Source organism: Burkholderia cenocepacia, assembly GCF_014211915.1.
Classification (GTDB): Bacteria; Pseudomonadota; Gammaproteobacteria; order Burkholderiales; family Burkholderiaceae; genus Burkholderia; species Burkholderia orbicola.
Genome location: NZ_CP060039.1, coordinates 2,012,086 through 2,030,824 on the forward strand (window position 1 = coordinate 2,012,086; position 18,739 = coordinate 2,030,824).

Sequence of the window (18,739 nt, forward strand, 5' to 3'; positions counted from 1 at the left end):
CCGCGCATTGCTCTCGTCTGCCCAAGATCATGAACACGATATCTCTAACGCACCGCTCGCAACGCCCGTTTACACCGTATCCAATTTCAACAGCCTGCTAGGGGAAAATGGCACACAGACCGCAAGCAAATCCATTTGGAGAGGTAGCGGTCAGGAAAGAATTGATGTGGAAAATCCTGCTCCCGGCGTGCGCCCGGGACAGATTCACTATCAAGATGCCAACGGCACCAAGTACTATTATGATCCTAACTCGCAAGTGTTTTTCGATCAAAAAACTGGCGAACTGGCCCCGAAGAGTGTGCAAAATTTGATGAAGGATTCGTCCTTCTCGAAGGCAATTGATAAGGCGCTAACCGGTTATCTTGGAGCGAAGCGATGAATGCCATGAATGACAAGATGCACCTTCTCCTTCAACGGAAGTCGGCGGTTGAAGTCGGCGTGCCAGATGGGCTCAAAGAAATTCTAAATGCTGGATTCGTGCGAATTGGCGAGTGCATTTTATTTTCTTCTTTTTTTAAAGAAACGAGTCTGCCATCCGATCAATTCTTGATTCGGGCTTATGGCGATTTGACAGGGTATGAGTGCGCAGTCAACAAAATCCACGTTGAAGATTACTGCGAGGAAAATGTCCTCGGGAGTGCCATGGAGTTCGTTAGTTATTTCTCTGAGGTCTGGAGGGGGAAATTCGGGGACGAGGCAATCGTTATCCTGACCTATGAGGAGGATGATGATTTTGGTGAGGTATGCACGTTTCGATTTCATTTAAATCGCGTCGGGCAGAAATTTATCGATCCAGGCGAGATAAATAAATATCCAGAGGCCATATTGATGAGCAGCGTTTTGTGAAAATCAATGGCCGCATTGCTGAATGGTAAAAATTGAACTCTATACGCAGAATCTCTAGTTGATGCTCGGCGCGGTAGGCAATTTCAAGAGCGCCATGATTTCTTCGGTCTGAGGGTGAAATGACAAAATGGAAAGACCTTTTGGAATACACCGACACCGTGATTTCGCGAGGGGCACTCCTCAAGTTTCCGGCTGGTCAATCGTTTGAGGACGAGGTCGTCATGATGGTTTGTGAAGCGCCTGATAAGTCGGGGCGCTTTGGATTGATCGCCATCACGGGGTATAAGGCCGGCATCAACTGCTACGTTATATTTCCTGCGGAAGCCGCGCAAACGGAGCTGTCGGCGAGCTGGCTAATTGCAAACTGGACCATGTGGGTCTGGCCAGATGGGCATGTGCAAGATGTGAAAGTTCGTGCGCCCCTCGAAGCCCAGGAACTGTAGTTGCAATCGACAGAGGTAATTGACACCAAGTGCAACTTGATTACCATAAATAAGAAGAACTAGACCTCAACTATGAAAATAGTCAAACGGCTAGCGACTGTGCCGTTCGCCGCCTTGATGTCGGTCGCCGTGCAGGCTCAACAAGTTCCATCACCGGCCGAACAGGCCGCCGCCGCGCGCGCGAACGCGGAACAGGACCGCCAGGCGCAACAGCAACGCGAGGCGCAGCAGCGCGACGCTGCTGTGCGTGCGCCTTTGGTTCGTTCCGAGGTGCCGGGTGTCGAAGCATATCCTGCGATTCCGGCCGATACGCCCTGTTTTCGGATCGAACGATTTGCGCTGGACGTACCGGATACGTTGCCCAACGCAGTGAAGGCGCAAGGCGCTTCGGCATTGCCGCTCGATCGCTTCGCGTTCGCACGTGAATGGCTCGAACATTACTCGGGTGCGTGCGTCGGCAAGCAAGGTATCGATGTGCTGGTCAAGGGTCTGTCACAAGCGATCCTTGCGCGTGGGTATGTCACCACGCGCGTGCTCGTACCGGAGCAGGATCTGTCGAGCGGCACCCTTAAGCTTTCGCTGATTCCGGGCGTAATCCGCCACGTGCGCTTCGCCGAGGAAAAACTGCGTGGCACCTGGAAGACCGCCTTTCCGACCGGCGACGGCGAGCTGCTGAACCTGCGCGAGCTTGAACAGGGCCTCGAACAGATGAAGCGCGTATCGAGCCAGGACGTATCGATGCAGATCGTGCCGGCCGATGTGCCAGGCGAAAGCGACGTCGTGCTCGACGTGAAGCGCGGCAAACCGTGGACGGTTGTCGCCTCGATCGACAACTCGGGCACGCGGGCGACCGGTCGGCTGCAGGGCAACCTGTCGCTCGGCATCGACAATCCGCTCGGCCTGAACGACATTTTCAACGTCGGCGTGAGCCAGGATCTGGAATTTGGTGACAAGCGCCTCGGCTCGCACGGCTGGAACGGCTTTTATTCGATTCCGTGGGGCTACTGGACCGCGACGCTCTCCGCATACACGAGCACGTACTACCAGCAGATCGCCGGCGTGAACCAGACGTTCATTGCGAGTGGCAATTCGAAGACGGTCGATTTCAAGCTGAACCGCGTGCTGTCGCGCAGCCAGAACGACGTGTTCGGTGCGCAGTTCCGGCTGTCGCGCCGGTTCGGGCAAAGCTTCATCGAAGACACCGAGATCCCGCAGCAGCGCCGCAACAACACGTTCGTCGAGTTCGGCCTGACCGATCGTCACTACTTCGGCAACGCGCAGTTCGACGGCACGCTCGCGTACCGGCAGGGCATCGGCGCGTTCGGCGCGCAGGACGACATACTGGAGGCCGACGGCGGCCCGACTTACCGCTACAAGATGGCGGTGCTCGATGCGAACCTGTCGGTGCCGTTCGCGATCGCGCAGCAGCCGTTTCGCTTCGTCACGACATTCCACGGCCAGTACACGGGCAACACCCTCTACTACATCGACGACCTGACGATCGGAAGCCGTTACACGGTACGCGGCTTCGATGGAGAGACGATGCTGGCGGCTTCTCGTGGGTTCTACTGGCGCAACGAGCTCCAGGCGCCGATCGGACAGACGGGAACGGCAGTTTACGCGGGCCTCGACTATGGCCGCGTATGGGGCCCGCAGCCGGTCGCGCTGGTTGGCACGCAACTGGCAGGCGCGGTGATCGGCGTGAAGGGGAGCGTCGCGACGCGTTTCGGCGGGTACGGGTACGACCTGTTCGCCGGTACGCCGGTGTACAAGCCGTCCGGCTTTCCAACGAACCGGGTCACGCTCGGGTTCCAGCTGACGGCCCAGTTTTGATGAATATGCGATCGAGCTGCTCGGCACTTCATGGATTCAAAATGCCGACGAGGATCGGGGACCGTTTCTGACCGCGCAGATCGTAGCAGTCGTGTTCGCGAACAGTTGGCAGGCTATCGATATTCGAATGCCCGGCTTGCCAGTGCTGCTTCGGCAGGACAATCGGCACAGTGCTAGATCGGCGACAAGTATTGGCGTACGCCGGGCGGTGTAGCGCCGCCCGCGCCTCACACATACAGATAGCGCACCAAGTGAAAGAACACCGGTGCGGCGAAGCAGATCGAATCGACGCGATCGAGCATCCCGCCGTGGCCGGCGATCATCGAGCCCCAGTCCTTCGTGCCGAGCGAGCGCTTGACGGCCGACAGCACGAGCCCGCCGACGAAGCCGGCGATCACGATCGCGAGCGAAATCCCGAACGCCGCGCCGAAGCTGAACGGCGTCACACGATACAGCGACGCGCCGCACAGCGTGGCCAGCAGGCCGCCGCCGACGAAGCCCTCGATCGTCTTCGACGGCGACAGCTGCGGCGCGATCTTGCGGCGTCCGAACAGCTTGCCGACCACGTATTGCAGCACGTCGCTGATCTGCACGACGAACAGGAAGAAGAACAGCAGCAGTGCGTTCTGCCCGGCGTAGCGCGGAATGTCGAGGATCAGCACGGCCGGCGCGTGGCTCAGCCCGTACACGCACACCATCAGCGCCCAGTTGATCTTCGCGTTGCGACTCAGGAAGTCGCGCGTGTCCTGCGTGAGCGCCGACACGAGCGACATCGCGAAGAACAGGTGCACGGGCACGAAGATCGAATACATCCCGTACCAGTTGATGCCGAGCAGCAGGTACTGCACGGGGATCGCGATGAAGAACGCGATGAAGAGCGTCGTATGGTCGCTCGCGGTGGTCGGCGTAAGCGTGATGAATTCGCGCAACGTCAGGTACGACAGCAGCGCGAACACCAGGTACGTGACGTTGTTGCCGAGGCCGATCGCGACGGCCATGATCGCGATCATGGCCCACCACGCACGGATGCGCTGGTTCAGATTGACGATGGTCGCGCTGGTGCCGCCGCTGCGCGCGCCGAGGATCGCGCCGATCACGGTCGCGACGACGAGCACGCCCGTGACGCCCGCGACCAGTTCCCAGAAGAGGGTTCGCATGGTTGGTATCCGGAAAAGGGAGAAGGGGGCGCGCCGCGTTCAGCCGGCCGGCCGTTGCGGCGGCGCGAGCGCGATGACCGCGTCGCGCATGCGGGCGAGGAACGTCGGCTTGTCTTCCTGAGCGCCGAGTGCTTCGTTCGCGCCGAAATGCACCTTGCAGATCAGCGGCACGGGCCAGATCGCGCCCTTCGGCATGATGCGTTGCAGGTTCTCGAGGTAGACGGGCGCGAGCGCGACGTCCGGGAACTCGGTCGCGAGATGGAACAGCCCGCTCTTGAACGGCTGCGGCAACACGTCGGCGCCGCGCGTGCCTTCCGGGAAGATGATGATCGAGTGGCCCTGTCGCAGCGCGTCGCGCACCGGCTCCAGCGGGTCGCCGCCGTTTTCGCGATGACGGTCGATCAGCACGACGTTCAGCAGCTTCTGCGCGATGTGGCGCTTCAGGTCGCTGCTGTCCCAGTAGTCGCGCGCGGCGACCGGCCGCACGACCGCGCGCACGTCGCGCGGCAGTGCGGCGAGGATCGCGAGCGTGTCGATGTGGCTCGTGTGGTTCGAGAAATAGATCTTCTGCGTCGGGGACGGCGGCGCCTGATGCCAGACCGGATACGCGCCGGCGACGAGCCGCACGATGGACAGCAGGAAGTCGCGCTGCCAGACGTTGAGGATGTTCATCGGCGTGTGGCCTCCTGCGTGCATGCCCGGCCCGCTGCGCATGCGCGGCGGGCGGAACCCCGGAATGCCGGCGCGGCAGGATGCGCGCCGGACGGCTCTGGTTTAAATTTTTTCAAATTCGTGGCTGCCTGTCGCAGGTCCGCGATAATCGGACGATTCGCCGTCGCACGCTGTCGCGTCGCGGCGAATGCGCCGGTCGGCGGCGTGATAATCGGCTGTTGCACGAGTGCCCGCCTGCAGTTCGAATGGATCTCGCTGCGATCGGGCCAGCGGATTATCGCGAGTTTCGCCGAAAAACGCCAGATTGGCGCCGCGCGGGCGGACCGGCCCGCAGGCTTGACGCATCGAGGCCGCTCGGCGACGATGAGGGCCGTTCAATCCAGGTCGACGCAGGCCGTTTCGCCGCCCGGGGCATGGCGGCGGGAAACGTATCCGACCGTGCCGCACGAATAAAATGAATACGAAACGATGAGCCTCTACGCACTCAAACCCAAATTCCAGAATCGTCTGCGCCCATTCGCGGATTCGCTCGCCGAACGCGGCGTCACGGCCAACCAGGTCACGCTGTTCGCGGCAGGAGGCTCGATCGTCGTCGGCGCGCTCGCCGGGCTCGGCGTGTTCGCCCGCGCGCTGTTCCTGCTGATCCCGCTGTGGCTGTTCGCGCGGATGGCGCTCAACGCGATCGACGGGATGCTCGCGCGCGAGCACGGGCAGAAGAGCACGCTCGGCGCCTACCTGAACGAGCTGGGCGACATCGTGTCGGACGTCGCGCTCGTGCTGCCGTTCCTCGCCATTCCCGCGTTCGCTCCGGCGGACGTCTGGCTGTTCGCGCTGACGGCGGTGATCGTCGAATGCGCGGGGCTGATCGGCTCGCTCGTCGGCGCGACGCGCCGCTACGACGGCCCGTTCGGCAAGAGCGACCGGGCGCTGGCCCTCGGCGCGTTCGCACTGTGGATCGGCTTCGGTTTGCCGGTCGGCAGCGTCGCCGCCTGGCTGTGGCGGCTGCTGATCGTGCTGTCGATCGTGACGGTGGTGCGGCGCGTCCGGGCCGGGATCACCGAAGCGGGCGGCTGACGGGCCGGGCGCCGGAGGGCGGCGCCACACGATACGTATAACGAAACGAGAGAGATCGCATGAGCGCACGCACGGCCCGCGAGGCCGACTTCATCACGCACGACGGCGAAACGCTGTTCTATCGTCACTGGCCCGCGACGGGCGCACGCTGCCGCGGCGCCATCGTGCTGCTGCATCGCGGGCACGAACACTCGGCGCGCGTCGCGCACCTCGTCGACGAGCTCGACCTGCCGGATTTCGCGTTTTTCGCGTGGGACGCACGCGGCCACGGCCGCTCGCCGGGCGCGCGCGGCTACAGCCCGAGCGCGGCCGCATCGGTGCGCGACCTGCAGACCTTCGTCGAGCATATCCGCGACACGCACGGCATCGCGATCGAGGAGATGGCGGTAGTCGGCCAGAGCGTCGGCGCGGTGCTCGCGGCGACCTGGGTGCACGACTACGCGCCGCCGATCCGCGCGCTCGTGGTCGCGTCGCCGGCATTCCACATCAAGCTCTACGTGCCGTTCGCGCGGCCGGGGCTGCGGTTGATGCACAAGCTGCGCGGACTGTTCTATGTGAACAGCTACGTAAAGCCGAAATTCCTCACGCACGATCCCGAGCGGATCGCGAGCTACGCGTCCGATCCGCTGATCACGCGGCCGATCGCGGTCAACATGCTGCTCGACCTGCACGATACCGCGCAGCGCATCGTCGCCGACGCGGCCGCGATCACCGTGCCGACGCTGTTGCTGATCTCGGGCGCCGACTGGGTCGTGCATCGCGGCCCGCAGGACCGTTTCTTCGAGCGGCTCGGCGCGGCGCGCAAGGAGCGCATCGTGCTGCCGGGCTTCTATCACGACACGCTCGGCGAGCGCGACCGCGCGCAGGCGCTCGCGCCGCTGCGTGCATTCGTGCTGCGCGAGTTCGATGCGCCGAGCCCGCGCGTGTCGCTCGCCGATGCCGACCGGCTCGGCGCTTTCCATGACGAATACGCGGCGCTCTCCCGGCCGCCGGCGAACGTGTTCGCACGGGCGTACTGGGCGCTCACGCGCGCCGGCCTGAAAGCCGGCGGCGCGCTGTCGGACGGCATCGCGCTCGGGTTGCGGCTCGGCTTCGATTCGGGCTCGACGCTCGACTACGTGTACCGCAACCGCGCGCAGGGGCGGCTGGGCATCGGCGCGCTGATCGACCGCACGTATCTCGATTCGCCGGGCTGGGTCGGCATCCGCCAGCGCAAGGTGCATCTGCAGGAGCTGATCGGCGCGGCGATCGGCCGGCTGCGCGGGAACGGCACGCCGGTGCGGATCGTCGACATCGCCGCCGGCCACGGGCGCTACGTGCTCGATGCGATCGCGCTGGCCGCCGAGCGCGATGGCGCGGCGCCCGACGACATCACGCTGCGCGACTACAGCCCACCGAACGTCGAGGCCGGGCGCGTGCTGATCGCGCAGCGCGGCCTCGAGCCGATCGCGCGCTTCGAGCGCGGCGACGCGTTCGACGAGACGTCGCTCGCGACGCTCGAGCCGCGGCCGACGCTGGCGATCGTGTCGGGCCTGTACGAGCTGTTCGGCGAGAACGCGCTGATCGAGCGCTCGCTGCGCGGGCTCGCGCAGGCCGTGCCGCCGGGCGGCTATCTGGTCTATACGGGGCAGCCGTGGCATCCGCAGCTCGAATTCATCGCGCGTGCGCTGAACAATCATCGCGGCGAGTCGACCTGGGTGATGCGTCGCCGTTCGCAGGCCGAAATGGACGAGCTCGTCGCGCGGGCGGGGTTCCGCAAGCTCGACCAGCGGATCGACGAGATGGGCATCTTCACGGTGAGCCTCGCGCAGCGGGTCGACGCGTCATGAGCGTGCTGGGCGGCGGCGCGGGCGCGGAGGCGAGTGACGGGCTGGCCGAACCGGCGGCCGGCGCGCGCGACGCGTCGTTCGTGCTGCGCTTCGGCTGGCTCGCGGCGATGGGCGCCGTGTTCTTCTCGACGTACGGCTTCGCGAACTGGCTCGCCGCGCGCCGCGCCGCGGTGCCGACCTTCGCGTTCGGCTGGGAGCATGCGATCCCGTTCGTGCCGTGGACGATCGTGCCGTACTGGTCGATCGACCTGCTGTATGCGCTGTCGTTCTTCTTCTCGACACGCCGCGACGATCTGCTCGATCACGTGAAGCGGCTGCTGACCGTGCAGTTGGTGTCGGTTGCGTGCTTCATCGCGTGGCCGTTGCGCTTCGGCTTCGAGCGGCCCGACGCGGGCGGCATGGCCGGTGCGCTGTTCACGCTGCTGATGGGCTTCGACAAGCCGTTCAACCAGGCGCCGTCGCTGCATATCGGGTTGCTCGTCGTGCTGTGGGCCGTCTATGCAAGGCATCTGCGCGGCACGTTCGTGCGCGTCGTGCTGCATCTGTGGTTCGCGGCGATCGGCGTGTCGGTGCTGACGACTTACCAGCATCACGCGATCGACGTGCCGACCGGGGCGGCCGTCGGCTGTCTCGCGCTATTCCTGTTTCCGCTGCGCGATGCCGCGGGCCGGCTGCCGGGCGCCGATGCGTCGCCGTCCGCGGCCGCTCGCGCGCTCGCGCGCCGCTATGCGTTCGGCGCCGCGCTGGTCGCACTCGTGGCGCTGGCGTGCGTGCCGCGCGCGCCGGGCTGGGCGCTGGCGGCTGGGTGGGTCGCACTGGCGCTCGCCTGCGTTGCGTGGGCCTATCGGCGCGGCGCGCCCGGCGCGTTCCAGAAGGATGCGCACGGGCGGTTTCCGGTCTTCGTCGGCTGGCTGCTCGCGCCGACGATCGCCGGCGCATTCGTCAATTCGCGGCTGTGGACGCGCCGGCAGCCCGCGCCGGTGCGGATCGACGAGCGCGTGTCGATCGGCCGGACGCCGACGACGCGCGACATCCGGCGCCACGGCTTCACCGCGCTGGTCGACCTGACCGCCGAGATGCCGCGTTGGGCGGCGGCCGGCGCATCGCTCGCGTATGCGTCGGTGCCTCAGCTCGATCTCGTCGCACCGACGGCGGTGCAGCTCGCGCAGGCCGTCGCGGCGCTCGAACGCCTGCACGGCGAAGGGCGCGACGTGCTGGTCTGCTGTGCGCTCGGCTACGGGCGCAGCGTGCTGTGCGCGGCCGCGTGGGTCGCCGCGCGGCGCGGGTTGACCGATGCGCGCGACGCGCTGGCCGCGGTGCGCGCGGTCCGGCCACGCGCGGTATGGTCGGATGAAAGCGTGGCCGTGCTGCAGCAGTGGATCGATCGCCGGCGCGACGCGGGGCAGCGGTGATGCGCGATCCGTCCGCTCCGTTCAGGATTGCCGCCGCACGCGGCGCGCTCGATGCGGGCGCATGGGCGCTCGCGGCAGCGCTGGTCGCGGCTGGCGCAGGCGGGTGGCTCGCGGCGGGCGGGGCGGCGCCGACGCTTGCCCGCGCGCTGCTGGCCGTCGTCAGCACGGGGTCGGGGATCGCGGCGCTGTGGTACGCGGTGCGCATCGCGATCGATCGGCGGCTGTTTGCCACGCTCGCGCGGGCGGTGGACGGCGACGGGGCGGTCGACGGTCCGCTCGCGGCGCTCGACCGCGCGCTCGCCGACCTGGGCTGGATCGATGCGGCGAAGGTCGGGCGCACGCTCGACGCGCGCGTGCGCGGCGCGGTCGGGCTGTGCCGGGCCGCCGTGCTCGTGGCGATCGTGCAGTGGCTCGTCGTCGGGATCGCGGTCGCGGTGTCGCACATCGGGTAGCGCCGGCGCAAGCCGGCTATCGGCGGGAACAGCCCGGCCGGCGCGCGTCAGCCGTCATGCGTGCGCGGTGCGCCGCGATCGCTTGGCTTCGTACATCGCCTGGTCCGCATGCTCGATCAGCGCGTTCATGTCGGTGCCGTCGTCCGGCAGCATCGCGATGCCGACGCTGACGCCGAGCCGCAGCGCATGCCCGTCGAATTCGAACGGCTCGCCGACCTGCCGCGCGAGCCGCATGCTTTGCACCCGGGCATCGTCGCGGGTGCCGAGGTTCGGCAGGATCACCGCGAATTCGTCGCCGCCGATGCGCGCGACCGTGTCCGAACGCCGCACCGCGGCCTGCATCCGCGTGGCGACCTCGCGCAGCGCGGCGTCGCCCGCGCGGTGGCCGAACCCGTCGTTGATCGGCTTCAGGCCGTCCATGTCGATGTTGAGAATGCCGAGCCGGCCGCTCGCGCGCAGCGCCGTGTGCATCGACTGGCGCAGGCGGTCGTAGAACAGCGCGCGGTTCGGCAGGCCCGTGAGCGCGTCGTGCGTCGCGCGCAGGTACAGCTCGTTCGCTTCGTTGCGCGCCGCGTGGAACATCGCGGCGGCGATCAGGTCCGCCATCAGCCGCAGCGTGCCGGCGTCGGCCGGTGAGAAACCGTCGACGTTCGGCGACATCACCTTCAGCACGCCGACCGTCGTGTCGGCGTGCGTGAGCGGCATCACGAGCATCGAGCGCAGGCCGACCCGGCGGCATGCATCGCGATCGACGCGCGGGTCGGTTTCCGAATCGATACAGTGCAGCAACTCGCCCTGCTGCACGCACAGGCCCGACAGGCTGCCCGAGCGCCGCAACCGCAGGCCGAGCATCCCGGCGGCCGTGCCCGACGCGGCGCGGTACACCATGTCGTCGCCTTCGGCGAATTCGACCGCGGCGGCGCTCGCGCCGGTGAGCTGCGGCATCTGTTCGGTCACGTAGGCCATCACGCTGCCGAGATCGAGGCCGAGTTTCGCGATTTCGGCTTGCGCGGCGATGATGCGCAACAACGTGTCGGGGGATGGCGTGGCGGCGTCGGCGATTTGATTCAAGTCAGTTTTCCGTGAAAAAGTGCATCGCTCGGCGCGCGCTTGCGGTAGCATACGCGCCGCTCGCGGCAGCGCGTGCCGGGTGGTTCGCAACGCAACGGTGCCGGTGCCCGGCCAGCCGTACCGCGCCGGCAGTATGCCGTTCCAGCCATCCGGCGGCAACGGCGCAATTCTTGCCATTCACTCTTCCTGCGCGGCATTTCCGACCGAATTGAGATTTTTTCGCTTCTCAGTCGCGAATCACGGTGAGTTTTGTTCTATTTTTGAGATAGTGTGACAAATGGGCGGCCGCCGGTGCCAGGCGTCCTCCAGCGCGACGAACTGATCATTGAATGGTCCGCCGCGTCGTTCCGATAAATGCAATCAGGCCATAAATGAGGGGAAGCAGAGGGGATGTGCACTCACGGGCATAGCTGCTTTGCGCGCGTCGGTTTCGACGCGCAGGATGACCGGACGATCGTGACGAAGCGGAGCGGCGCATGAAGCCGGCCGTGTCGCTGTTCGTCCTGGCTGCCGCGATGACCGGCGCTTTCCACACGGCCGCGCTGTCGGCCGCGCCGCTGCCGGCGGTGCCGGCCGCCGCTTCGACGGCCGCTGCCGATCACGCAGCGGTGCCGGATGCCGCGCCAGCGGCGGTGCTCGCGACCGCTCCGGCCACGCCGGCGGCGGCCAGCGCGCCGGCCGCCGGTCTGCCGGCGACGACCGTGCGCATGCCGTTCGCGTCGCTCGGCGCGTTCGATCCGCTGCGCCTGCGCGGCGCCGACGACGCACGCACGATCAACGCCGGCGTGCGGCTCGACCGCGTGATCACGGGCGCGCGCTTGCGCCTGACCTACGCGTATTCGCCGTCGCTGGTCTTTCCGCTGTCGCACCTGAAGGTGTCGGTGAACGGCGAGGTGATCGCGACCGTCCCGTTCGATGCCGCGCGTGCGGGCCGCACGGTGACGCAAGAGATTCCGATCGATCCGCGCTACTTTTCGGATTTCAACCAGATCGGCCTGCGCCTGATCGCGCACTACACGCTCGACCATTGCGAGGACCCGACGAATTCGGCGTTGTGGGCCGACGTGAGCCCGACGAGCGAACTGATCCTCGACGAATCGCCGGTGCGCCTGCCGAACGATCTCGCGCTGCTGCCCGCGCCGTTCTTCGACCGGCGCGACAACGGCCGCCTGCGGCTGCCGTTCGTGCTGCCCGCGACGCCCGATTCGGCCACCCTGCGCAGCGCGGGCGTGCTCGCGTCGTGGTTCGGCGCGCTGGCCGACTACCGGCATGCGCGCTTCCCGGTATCAACCGCGCTGCCGGCCGACGACCAGGCCGTCGTGGTCGGCACGGCCGCGACGCTGCCGGCCGGTCTCGCGCTGCCGCCAATCAACGGCCCGCTGCTCGCGGTCGCGGACAACCCGTCCGCCCCGGGCCGCAAGCTGCTGGTCGTCACGGGCCGCACGGCGGCCGAGGTCGACGACGCGGTCGCGACGCTCGTGCTCGGCCGCGCGGCGCTGTCAGGGCAGGCGGCGACGGTCGCGCACGTCGATCTGGGCGCGCCGCGCAAGCCGTACGACGCGCCGCGCTGGCTGCCGGTGAACCGGCCGATCGCGTTCCGCGAACTCGTGAACGATCCGCGTCAGCTGGAGGTGCGCGGCACGACGCCCGACGCGATCCGGCTGAACCTGCGCGTGCCGGCCGATCTGCATTCATGGAACGGCGCGGGCGTGCCGATCACGCTGCGCTACCGCTACACGGCGCCGACCGTGCAGGACAATTCGACGCTCGCGGTCGAGATCAACGATCAGCTCGTGAAGTCGTACCGGCTCGGGCCGGCCCATGCCGAAGATGCGCACGGCCGCATGCAGCTGCCGCTGCTGGCGGTGCCGGAAGGGCGCGTGACGAGCGACGTCGACATTCCCGCGTTCCGCGTCGGCAGCGGCAACCAGCTGCAGTTCCGCTTCACGCTCGATTCGCAGAAGACGGGCCTGTGTTCGAGCACGGCCACCGAGCCGCAACGGGCGGCGATCGATCCCGATTCGACGATCGACTTCTCGCACTTCGTCCATTACGCGCAATTGCCGAACCTCGCGTTCTTCGCGAACAGCGGCTTCCCGTTCACGCGCTTCGCCGACCTGTCGCAGACGGCCGTCGTGCTGCCCGACCGGCCGTCGCCGCAGGAACTCGAGGCCTACCTGACGATGCTCGGCCACATGGGCGAATGGACCGGTTTCCCGGCGCTGCGCGTGCAGGTGGCGCGACCCGGCGACGTCGCCGCGCTGTCGGGGCACAAGGATCTGCTCGTGATCGACGGCTCGCCGGCGTCGCCGCTGCTCGCGCAATGGCGCGCGGCGCTGCCGCTCGCGATCGGCGAGCAGGGCGGCGCGGGCGCCGGTGGCGCGACGCGCGTCGCATTCACGGTGAAGGAGCGCTGGCGCAACGGCGTGGGCCTCGCCGACGGCGGCGCGCATATCGAACAGACGGGCCCGCTCGCGGCGCTCGCCGGGTTCGAGCTGCCCGGTAGCCGCGGCCGCAGCGTCGTCGCGCTGACGGCGACCGACCAGCCGCGCCTCGGCGATCTACTCGACGTGTTCGAGAGCGGCGGGCTCGTGTCGCAGTTGCAGGGCGACCTCGCGCTGGTCCGGCCGGGGCAGGTCGACAGCCTGCGGGTCGGCGAGCCTTACGTGGTCGGCTTCGTGCCGTGGTATGCGCGCGTGTGGACGGAGGCGGCGCGGCATCCGGTGCTGCTCGGCGCGGTCGGCGTCGTCGCAGGGCTGCTGCTCGCGCTCGGCGTGTTCAGCGTGCTGCAGCGAATCGCCGCGCGTCGCCGGGGGATGTAACGGATGGCGCGGGCAATGACGAAGCGACGGGCAACGCAGCCGGCGCGACGTGTTGGCGCGACGCTCGCGCTGGCGGTCGCGGTGACGTGCGCGGCGGCCGGCATGGCCACGCGCACGCACGCGGCGGCGGCCGGTGCAGCCGATGCGGCGAGCACGGGATGCAGCGCGGCGTGGCCGCGCTGGGACGCGTTCAAGCGTGATTTCATCTCGGCCGACGGCCGCGTGATCGACGTCGGCTCGGCCGATTCGCGCACGGTATCGGAGGGGCAGGCGTATGGACTTTTCTTCGCGCTGGTCGCGAACGACCGGCGCATGTTCGACACGATCCTCGCATGGACCGAGAACAACCTCGCGCAGGGCGACCTGAGCGCGCACCTGCCGGCGTGGCTGTGGGGCCGCGCGCCCGACGGCGCGTGGCGCGTGCTCGACGCGAACCCGGCGTCGGACGCCGACCTGTGGATCGCGTATGCGCTCGTCGAGGCCGGGCGGCTGTGGCACGAGCGCAGCTATACGGCGCGCGGCGCGCTGCTCGCGAAGCGCGTGCTCGACGCCGAGACGGCGACCGTGCCGGGCCTCGGCCTCACGCTGCTGCCGGGCCCCACCGGGTTCAAGCTGGCCAACGGCCAATGGCGCGTGAATCCGAGCTATTCGCCGCCGCAGGTGATTCGCGCGCTCGGCGCACGACTGCCCGACGACCGTCGCTGGGCCGCGCTGGCGTCCAGCACCGCTCGCGTGCTGCTCGACACCGCGCCGAAGGGCTTTTCGCCCGACTGGGCGCTGTATCGCGCGGGCAACGGTTTCGGGCCCGATCCGCAGACCCATGCGGAAAGCGCGTACAACGCGATCCGCGTGTATCTGTGGGCCGGCATGCTCGACCACGCCGATCCGCTCGCCGCGCCGCTGCTCGCGAAGTTCGCGCCGTTCGCCGACCATGTCGCCGCGCACGGTGCGCCGCCGGAGAAGGTCGATACGACGACGGGCGTCGCGGGGCCGAACGACGGCAACGGCGGCTTCTCCGCGGCCGCCGTGCCGTTTCTCGACGCGCGTGGCCAGCACGCGCTCGCGGATGCCCAGGCGGCCCGCGTCGATACGCTCGCGCGCCAGTCGGCGCCCGGCTATTACACGAGCGTGCTGACGCTGTTCGGCCTCGGCTGGCGCGACGGCCGCTACCGGTTCGGGGCGGACGGCACGCTCGACACCCGCTGGGGAGGCCGTTCGTGCGCCGCCCGCTGAAGTGTGCCGCGCCGCACGTCGCGGGATTCGCGTGGCTCGCGTCGTCGGTGTGCGCGGCGGCGCCGGGCGCGGCCTCCGGCGCGGCGATCGCGAACCCGGCGAACCCGGCGACTTCGGCTGCCGCCGATGCGCGGCGCGAGCTCGACACCGCGCGGATGTGGGGCATCAAGCATCGCGACGACCTCGCGCGCGATGCGCTGCGCAAGGGCTTGCTGATCGCGCCGGGCGATCCCGAGCTGCTGTCCGAACAGGTGCGTGTGCTGCTGCGGCTCGGCGACGCGAAAGGCGCGCAGGCGTCGCTGGCGCGGCTGCAGGCGCAGTCGCCGAATGCCGCCGTCACGCAACGGGTGGCCGACGAATACCGCGTCGCGACGAGCGGGCGCGGCGAGATGGCGCAGATCCGGCTGCTCGCGCGCAGCGGACGCGCCGACGAGGCGGCCCGACGGATCGTCGCGCTGTTTCCGAACGGCGCGCCGTCGGGCGCGCTCGGCGCCGAGTACTACCAGATCGTGTCGAATGCGCCGGGCGGGCGCCAGCCGGCGATCGCCGCGCTGCGCCGCGCGGTTGCCGCCGATCCGCGGGACACGAGCGCGTCGATGGCGCTCGCGCGGCTGTTGAACCAGCGCGACGACACGCGCGCGGAAGCGAACCGGATCGCATGGTCGCTCGCGAAGCGCGCCGACGCGGACCATACGGAAGCGATGGCGCTGTGGCGGCGCGTGCTGCAGTCGGCCGGCAGCGATCCCGCGTATCTCGATGCGCTGCACGCGTATCTCGCGCTCGCGCCGGACGACACCGAATTCCGCGATCGCGCCGCCGGCCTCGACCAGCAGCGCGACGCGCAACGCCGGCTCGAACGCGACCCCGACTACATCGCGCAGCAGCGCGGGTTGCAGGCGCTGGCGCGCGGCGACCTGGCCGCCGCCGATCCGCTGCTCGCGCGCGCCGCGCGGGCGCGCCCGGACGACGCCGATGCGCTGGGCGGGCTCGGCCTGCTGCGTCTGCGCGAAGGGCGGCACGACGAAGCGCGCGCGCTGTTCACGCGGGCCGCGGCGCGTGCGACCGACCAGCGCGGCAAATGGCAAGGCCTCGCGCGTACCGCGCAGTTCTGGGGGCTGCTCGCCCAAGGCCGCGAAGCGGCCAGTGCGGGCCGCCCGCGCGATGCGGAGCGCGCCGCGCGTGCGGCGCTCGCGATGCAGCCGGACAACCCGGACGCGAAGCTGCAGCTCGCCGATGCGCTGCTCGCGCAGCGCGACTGGGCACAGGCGGAGCCGTTGCTGCGCGGCTTGCTGGCCGCGCGTTCGCCGAGCCTGTCGGCCGTGCGCGACACGGCCACGCTGTATGAAAACACCGGCCGCGCGGACCGGATCGGGCCGCTGCTCGATGCGCTGCAAGGGCGCGTGACGGGCGCCGACGATCGCCGCACGCTCGACGGCCTGCGTGGCGACGTGCTCGCGAACGAGGCGCGCGCGCTGGCCGACAAGGGCGCGCGCGGGCCGGCCGCGCAACGCTACGAGGCGGCCGTGCGCGCGGCGCCCGATGCGCCGTGGACGCGTTTCGCGCTTGCACGCCTGTATCGCGACATGGGGTTGCCGCAGCTCGGCCGCACGGTGATGGACGACGGGCTGGCGCTGAGCGATACGCCCGAGATGCGTTACGCGAACGCGCTGTACCGCAACTCGCTCGACGATGTCGCGGGCGCTCAAGCCGCGCTGGCACCGGTCGACGACGCGCACCGTTCGGACGGGATGCGCGCGCTGGCGCGCAAGCTCGATGCGGAAAGCGCGCTGGCCGACGCGCGCGGCGCACATGCCCGCGGCGACCGCGCGGCCTTCGCCGCCACGCTCGCGCACGCGCAGGCGAGCGCGCCGGACGATCCCGACATGCTCGCCGCGATCGGCGCGCAGTGGATCGACGCGGGCGAACCGGAGCGCGGCCTCGCACCGCTGCGCGACTGGATCGCCGCGCATCCGCGCGAAGCCGACGCGGACGTGCGGCTGCGCTACGGCGACCTGCTCGGCCGCGCGGGGCGCGACGATGCGCTCGCTGCGTGGCTCGACACGCTGCGCCGCGACCCGGCGCTGACGCCCGCGCAGACGGCGCGACTGGAGGATCAGTCGCTGCGGCTCGTGCTGCGGCAGACCGACGACGCGATCGCGCGACAGGACTATGCGCAGGCGCGCACGCTGCTCGACCGCGCGAGCCCGGCCGGCCGCGCGGACAAGCGTTATGCGCTCGAACTCGCCGATCTCGAACGCGCGCAGGGCCATTACGATGCAGCACGCGATGCGCTCGCACCGGTCGTCGCGCGCACGCCGGACGACGCCGATACGCAGCTCGCGCTGGCCCGGATCGACGAGGACAGCGGCAACCGTGCCGCCGCGCGCGAGCGCGTGCAGGCCGTGCTGGCGCGCACACCGGACGACGACGTCGACACGCAACTGTCGGCCGTGCGTCGGCTGAACGCGCTGCGCCGGCCGGACGAAGCCGCGCAGGTGACCGAGCGGCTGCAGGCCGCGTATCCGGCCCGCGCCGACGTGACGGTCGCGGCCGGGCGCGTGGCCGAGGCGCAGGGCCGCTATGACGACGCGGCGTCGCTGTACCGGTTGTCGCAGTCGCAGGAACGCGCGACGGGCGTGAGCCCGGGCCGCGACGGGCTGACGCCCGCGCAGGCCGCGTTCGCGGATCTGCAGCAGCGGCGCAATCCCGAGATCGAGACCGGCTGGATACCCGCGTACAAGTCGGGCGACGAAGGCATCTCGTCGTATCGCGCGCAGCAGGTGCCGATCTACCTGCAGATGCCGATCCGCTACGACGGGCACGTGTTCGCGCAGGTCGACACCGTGCATCTCGATCCGGGCACGCTCGATACGAGCGTGCCGGACGCGTATTCGCTCAAGACGTTCGGCACGTACGCGGGGCTCAGGGCGTCGAACGGGCTGCCGCCGCCGTTCCAGCAGAATCCGCAGGCGGCCGCGCTGATCGCGAATCCGCCGGGCTCGCTGCACCAGTCGACGACGGGCGTCGCGCTCGGCGCCGGCTATCTGTCCGATACATGGCGCTTCGATCTCGGCACGTCGCCGCTCGGCTTCCCGGTGCATTACCTGGTGGGCGGCGTGCGCTACCGCTTCGACGCGGGCCCCGCGAGCTTCTCCGTGAATGCGTCGCGGCGGCCGGAAACGAGCAGCGTGCTGTCGTACGCGGGGATGCGCGACCCGTGGACGGGCGCGGTGTGGGGCGGCGTGCGCCGCGACGGCGTGAATCTGCGCGCGTCGGTCGACGTCGGCCGCACGAACCTGTTCGCGGAGCTCGGCGCGGGCGTGCTGTCGGGCCGTAACGTCGAACGCAACGCGGAAGTCACGCTGCGCACCGGCTTCACGGTGCCCGTGTACGAACGCGCAACGATGAAGGTCAGCACGGGGCTGGTCGGCAATGCGTGGCACTACGCGCAGAACCTGCGCTACTACACGTACGGGCAGGGCGGTTACTACAGCCCGCAGCGCTATCTGTCGCTCGGCGTGCCGATCGAATGGGCGGGGCGGCACGATGCGCTGTCGTGGGACCTGACCGTCACGGGCGGGATCTCGAACAGCTACGAGAAGGATTCGCTGTATTACCCGACGCTTTCCGGCCAGCGCGCCGAACAGGTGGCAGCCGGCTTCGTGTACGCGGGCAGCTCGACGCGCGGCGTGTCGTTCTCGTACGGCGTGAACGGCATCGCGGAATATCGTGTGAACCCGCACCTGAGCGTCGGCGCGCAATTGCACATCGACCGGTCGCACGACTATGCGCCGAGCTCGGCGCTCGTGTACCTGCGTTATGCGTTCGACGCGCGCGCGTCGCGCAGCTGGCTCGTCACGCCGACACCCGTGCGGCTTTATTCGGATTACTAGGG

The 18,739-nt window shown here is 68.7% G+C and carries 15 protein-coding genes; 11 read left to right on the plus strand and 4 right to left on the minus strand.

Annotation, left to right across the window (positions count from 1 at the left end):
* Nucleotides 1-166: 166 nt before the first annotated feature.
* From SY91_RS09555 to SY91_RS09570, 4 genes are all read left to right on the plus strand, one after another.
* Nucleotides 167-379: a hypothetical protein gene (locus SY91_RS09555; RefSeq protein WP_023475559.1), complete on the plus strand. Its 213-nt coding sequence runs from the start codon at nucleotides 167-169 to the stop codon at nucleotides 377-379.
* Nucleotides 376-846 carry a hypothetical protein gene (locus SY91_RS09560; RefSeq protein ID WP_043887090.1) on the plus strand — a complete coding sequence of 157 codons (471 nt, stop codon included), beginning with the start codon at nucleotides 376-378 and terminating at the stop codon, nucleotides 844-846. The genes SY91_RS09555 and SY91_RS09560 overlap by 4 nt, the downstream gene beginning before the upstream one ends.
* A gap of 119 nt (nucleotides 847-965) precedes the next feature.
* Nucleotides 966-1,289: an Imm45 family immunity protein gene (gene imm45, locus SY91_RS09565; RefSeq protein ID WP_043887092.1), complete on the plus strand. Its 324-nt coding sequence runs from the start codon at nucleotides 966-968 to the stop codon at nucleotides 1,287-1,289.
* Between the two features lie 72 nt (nucleotides 1,290-1,361).
* Entirely contained in the window at nucleotides 1,362-3,122 is a 1,761-nt protein-coding gene (locus SY91_RS09570) for a ShlB/FhaC/HecB family hemolysin secretion/activation protein (RefSeq protein ID WP_043887094.1), read from the plus strand.
* A 227-nt stretch (nucleotides 3,123-3,349) separates the two neighbouring features.
* On the opposite strand, the gene SY91_RS09575 is transcribed toward SY91_RS09570, so the two are convergent.
* From SY91_RS09575 to SY91_RS34990, 3 genes are all read right to left on the minus strand, one after another.
* On the minus strand, nucleotides 3,350-4,279 hold the full coding sequence (locus SY91_RS09575) for a phosphatidate cytidylyltransferase (protein WP_012328300.1): 930 nt from the start codon (nucleotides 4,277-4,279) through the stop codon (nucleotides 3,350-3,352).
* Between the two features lie 39 nt (nucleotides 4,280-4,318).
* The gene (locus SY91_RS09580; RefSeq protein ID WP_012328301.1) at nucleotides 4,319-4,951 is read right to left on the minus strand and encodes a lysophospholipid acyltransferase family protein; all 633 of its coding nucleotides are present in this window, start codon (nucleotides 4,949-4,951) and stop codon (nucleotides 4,319-4,321) included.
* 102 nt (nucleotides 4,952-5,053) lie between these two features.
* Nucleotides 5,054-5,296, minus strand: a complete 243-nt coding sequence (locus SY91_RS34990) for a hypothetical protein (protein ID WP_260632401.1) — start codon at nucleotides 5,294-5,296, stop codon at nucleotides 5,054-5,056.
* 123 nt (nucleotides 5,297-5,419) lie between these two features.
* Here SY91_RS34990 and SY91_RS09590 point away from each other — a divergent pair, with 123 nt between their 5' ends.
* Genes SY91_RS09590 through SY91_RS09605 form a run of 4 tightly spaced genes read left to right on the plus strand, consistent with a single transcriptional unit; the run spans nucleotide 5,420 to nucleotide 9,718 of the window.
* Nucleotides 5,420-6,025 carry a CDP-alcohol phosphatidyltransferase family protein gene (locus SY91_RS09590; protein ID WP_023475563.1) on the plus strand — a complete coding sequence of 202 codons (606 nt, stop codon included), beginning with the start codon at nucleotides 5,420-5,422 and terminating at the stop codon, nucleotides 6,023-6,025.
* Between the two features lie 59 nt (nucleotides 6,026-6,084).
* Nucleotides 6,085-7,854, plus strand: coding sequence for a bifunctional alpha/beta hydrolase/class I SAM-dependent methyltransferase (locus tag SY91_RS09595; RefSeq protein ID WP_023475564.1), 1,770 nt, complete (start codon nucleotides 6,085-6,087; stop codon nucleotides 7,852-7,854).
* The gene (locus tag SY91_RS09600) at nucleotides 7,851-9,266 is read left to right on the plus strand and encodes a phosphatase PAP2/dual specificity phosphatase family protein (RefSeq protein ID WP_185920866.1); all 1,416 of its coding nucleotides are present in this window, start codon (nucleotides 7,851-7,853) and stop codon (nucleotides 9,264-9,266) included. Before SY91_RS09595 ends, SY91_RS09600 begins: the two co-directional genes overlap by 4 nt.
* Nucleotides 9,266-9,718 (plus strand): hypothetical protein, encoded by a 453-nt coding sequence (locus SY91_RS09605; protein ID WP_185920867.1) that lies wholly within the window; start codon nucleotides 9,266-9,268, stop codon nucleotides 9,716-9,718. The genes SY91_RS09600 and SY91_RS09605 overlap by 1 nt, the downstream gene beginning before the upstream one ends.
* Before the next feature lie 54 nt (nucleotides 9,719-9,772).
* Here SY91_RS09605 and SY91_RS09610 read toward each other — a convergent pair whose 3' ends face one another.
* Nucleotides 9,773-10,966 carry a sensor domain-containing diguanylate cyclase gene (locus SY91_RS09610; protein ID WP_185920868.1) on the minus strand — a complete coding sequence of 398 codons (1,194 nt, stop codon included), beginning with the start codon at nucleotides 10,964-10,966 and terminating at the stop codon, nucleotides 9,773-9,775.
* A gap of 299 nt (nucleotides 10,967-11,265) precedes the next feature.
* Here SY91_RS09610 and bcsB point away from each other — a divergent pair, with 299 nt between their 5' ends.
* The 3 genes from bcsB to SY91_RS09625 are packed head-to-tail and all read left to right on the plus strand — an operon-like array spanning nucleotide 11,266 to nucleotide 18,737.
* Nucleotides 11,266-13,611: a cellulose biosynthesis cyclic di-GMP-binding regulatory protein BcsB gene (bcsB, locus tag SY91_RS09615; protein WP_023478078.1), complete on the plus strand. Its 2,346-nt coding sequence runs from the start codon at nucleotides 11,266-11,268 to the stop codon at nucleotides 13,609-13,611.
* 3 nt (nucleotides 13,612-13,614) lie between these two features.
* Entirely contained in the window at nucleotides 13,615-14,844 is a 1,230-nt protein-coding gene (bcsZ, locus tag SY91_RS09620; protein ID WP_043888683.1) for a cellulose synthase complex periplasmic endoglucanase BcsZ, read from the plus strand.
* Nucleotides 14,829-18,737: a cellulose synthase subunit BcsC-related outer membrane protein gene (locus SY91_RS09625; RefSeq protein ID WP_185920869.1), complete on the plus strand. Its 3,909-nt coding sequence runs from the start codon at nucleotides 14,829-14,831 to the stop codon at nucleotides 18,735-18,737. The genes bcsZ and SY91_RS09625 overlap by 16 nt, the downstream gene beginning before the upstream one ends.
* Nucleotides 18,738-18,739 lie beyond the last annotated feature (2 nt).

Bases quoted from the DNA above. Each gene is read 5' to 3' on its own strand.
- SY91_RS09560 (WP_043887090.1), top strand. From the start codon at position 376: ATGAATGCCATGAATGACAAGATGCACCTTCTCCTTCAACGGAAGTCG.
- imm45 (WP_043887092.1), top strand. From the start codon at position 966: ATGACAAAATGGAAAGACCTTTTGGAATACACCGACACCGTGATTTCG.
- SY91_RS09570 (WP_043887094.1), top strand. From the start codon at position 1,362: ATGAAAATAGTCAAACGGCTAGCGACTGTGCCGTTCGCCGCCTTGATG.
- SY91_RS09575 (WP_012328300.1), bottom strand. From the start codon at position 4,279: ATGCGAACCCTCTTCTGGGAACTGGTCGCGGGCGTCACGGGCGTGCTC.
- SY91_RS09580 (WP_012328301.1), bottom strand. From the start codon at position 4,951: ATGAACATCCTCAACGTCTGGCAGCGCGACTTCCTGCTGTCCATCGTG.
- SY91_RS34990 (WP_260632401.1), bottom strand. From the start codon at position 5,296: ATGCGTCAAGCCTGCGGGCCGGTCCGCCCGCGCGGCGCCAATCTGGCG.
- SY91_RS09590 (WP_023475563.1), top strand. From the start codon at position 5,420: ATGAGCCTCTACGCACTCAAACCCAAATTCCAGAATCGTCTGCGCCCA.
- SY91_RS09595 (WP_023475564.1), top strand. From the start codon at position 6,085: ATGAGCGCACGCACGGCCCGCGAGGCCGACTTCATCACGCACGACGGC.
- SY91_RS09600 (WP_185920866.1), top strand. From the start codon at position 7,851: ATGAGCGTGCTGGGCGGCGGCGCGGGCGCGGAGGCGAGTGACGGGCTG.
- SY91_RS09605 (WP_185920867.1), top strand. From the start codon at position 9,266: ATGCGCGATCCGTCCGCTCCGTTCAGGATTGCCGCCGCACGCGGCGCG.
- SY91_RS09610 (WP_185920868.1), bottom strand. From the start codon at position 10,966: ATGGCAAGAATTGCGCCGTTGCCGCCGGATGGCTGGAACGGCATACTG.
- bcsB (WP_023478078.1), top strand. From the start codon at position 11,266: ATGAAGCCGGCCGTGTCGCTGTTCGTCCTGGCTGCCGCGATGACCGGC.
- bcsZ (WP_043888683.1), top strand. From the start codon at position 13,615: ATGGCGCGGGCAATGACGAAGCGACGGGCAACGCAGCCGGCGCGACGT.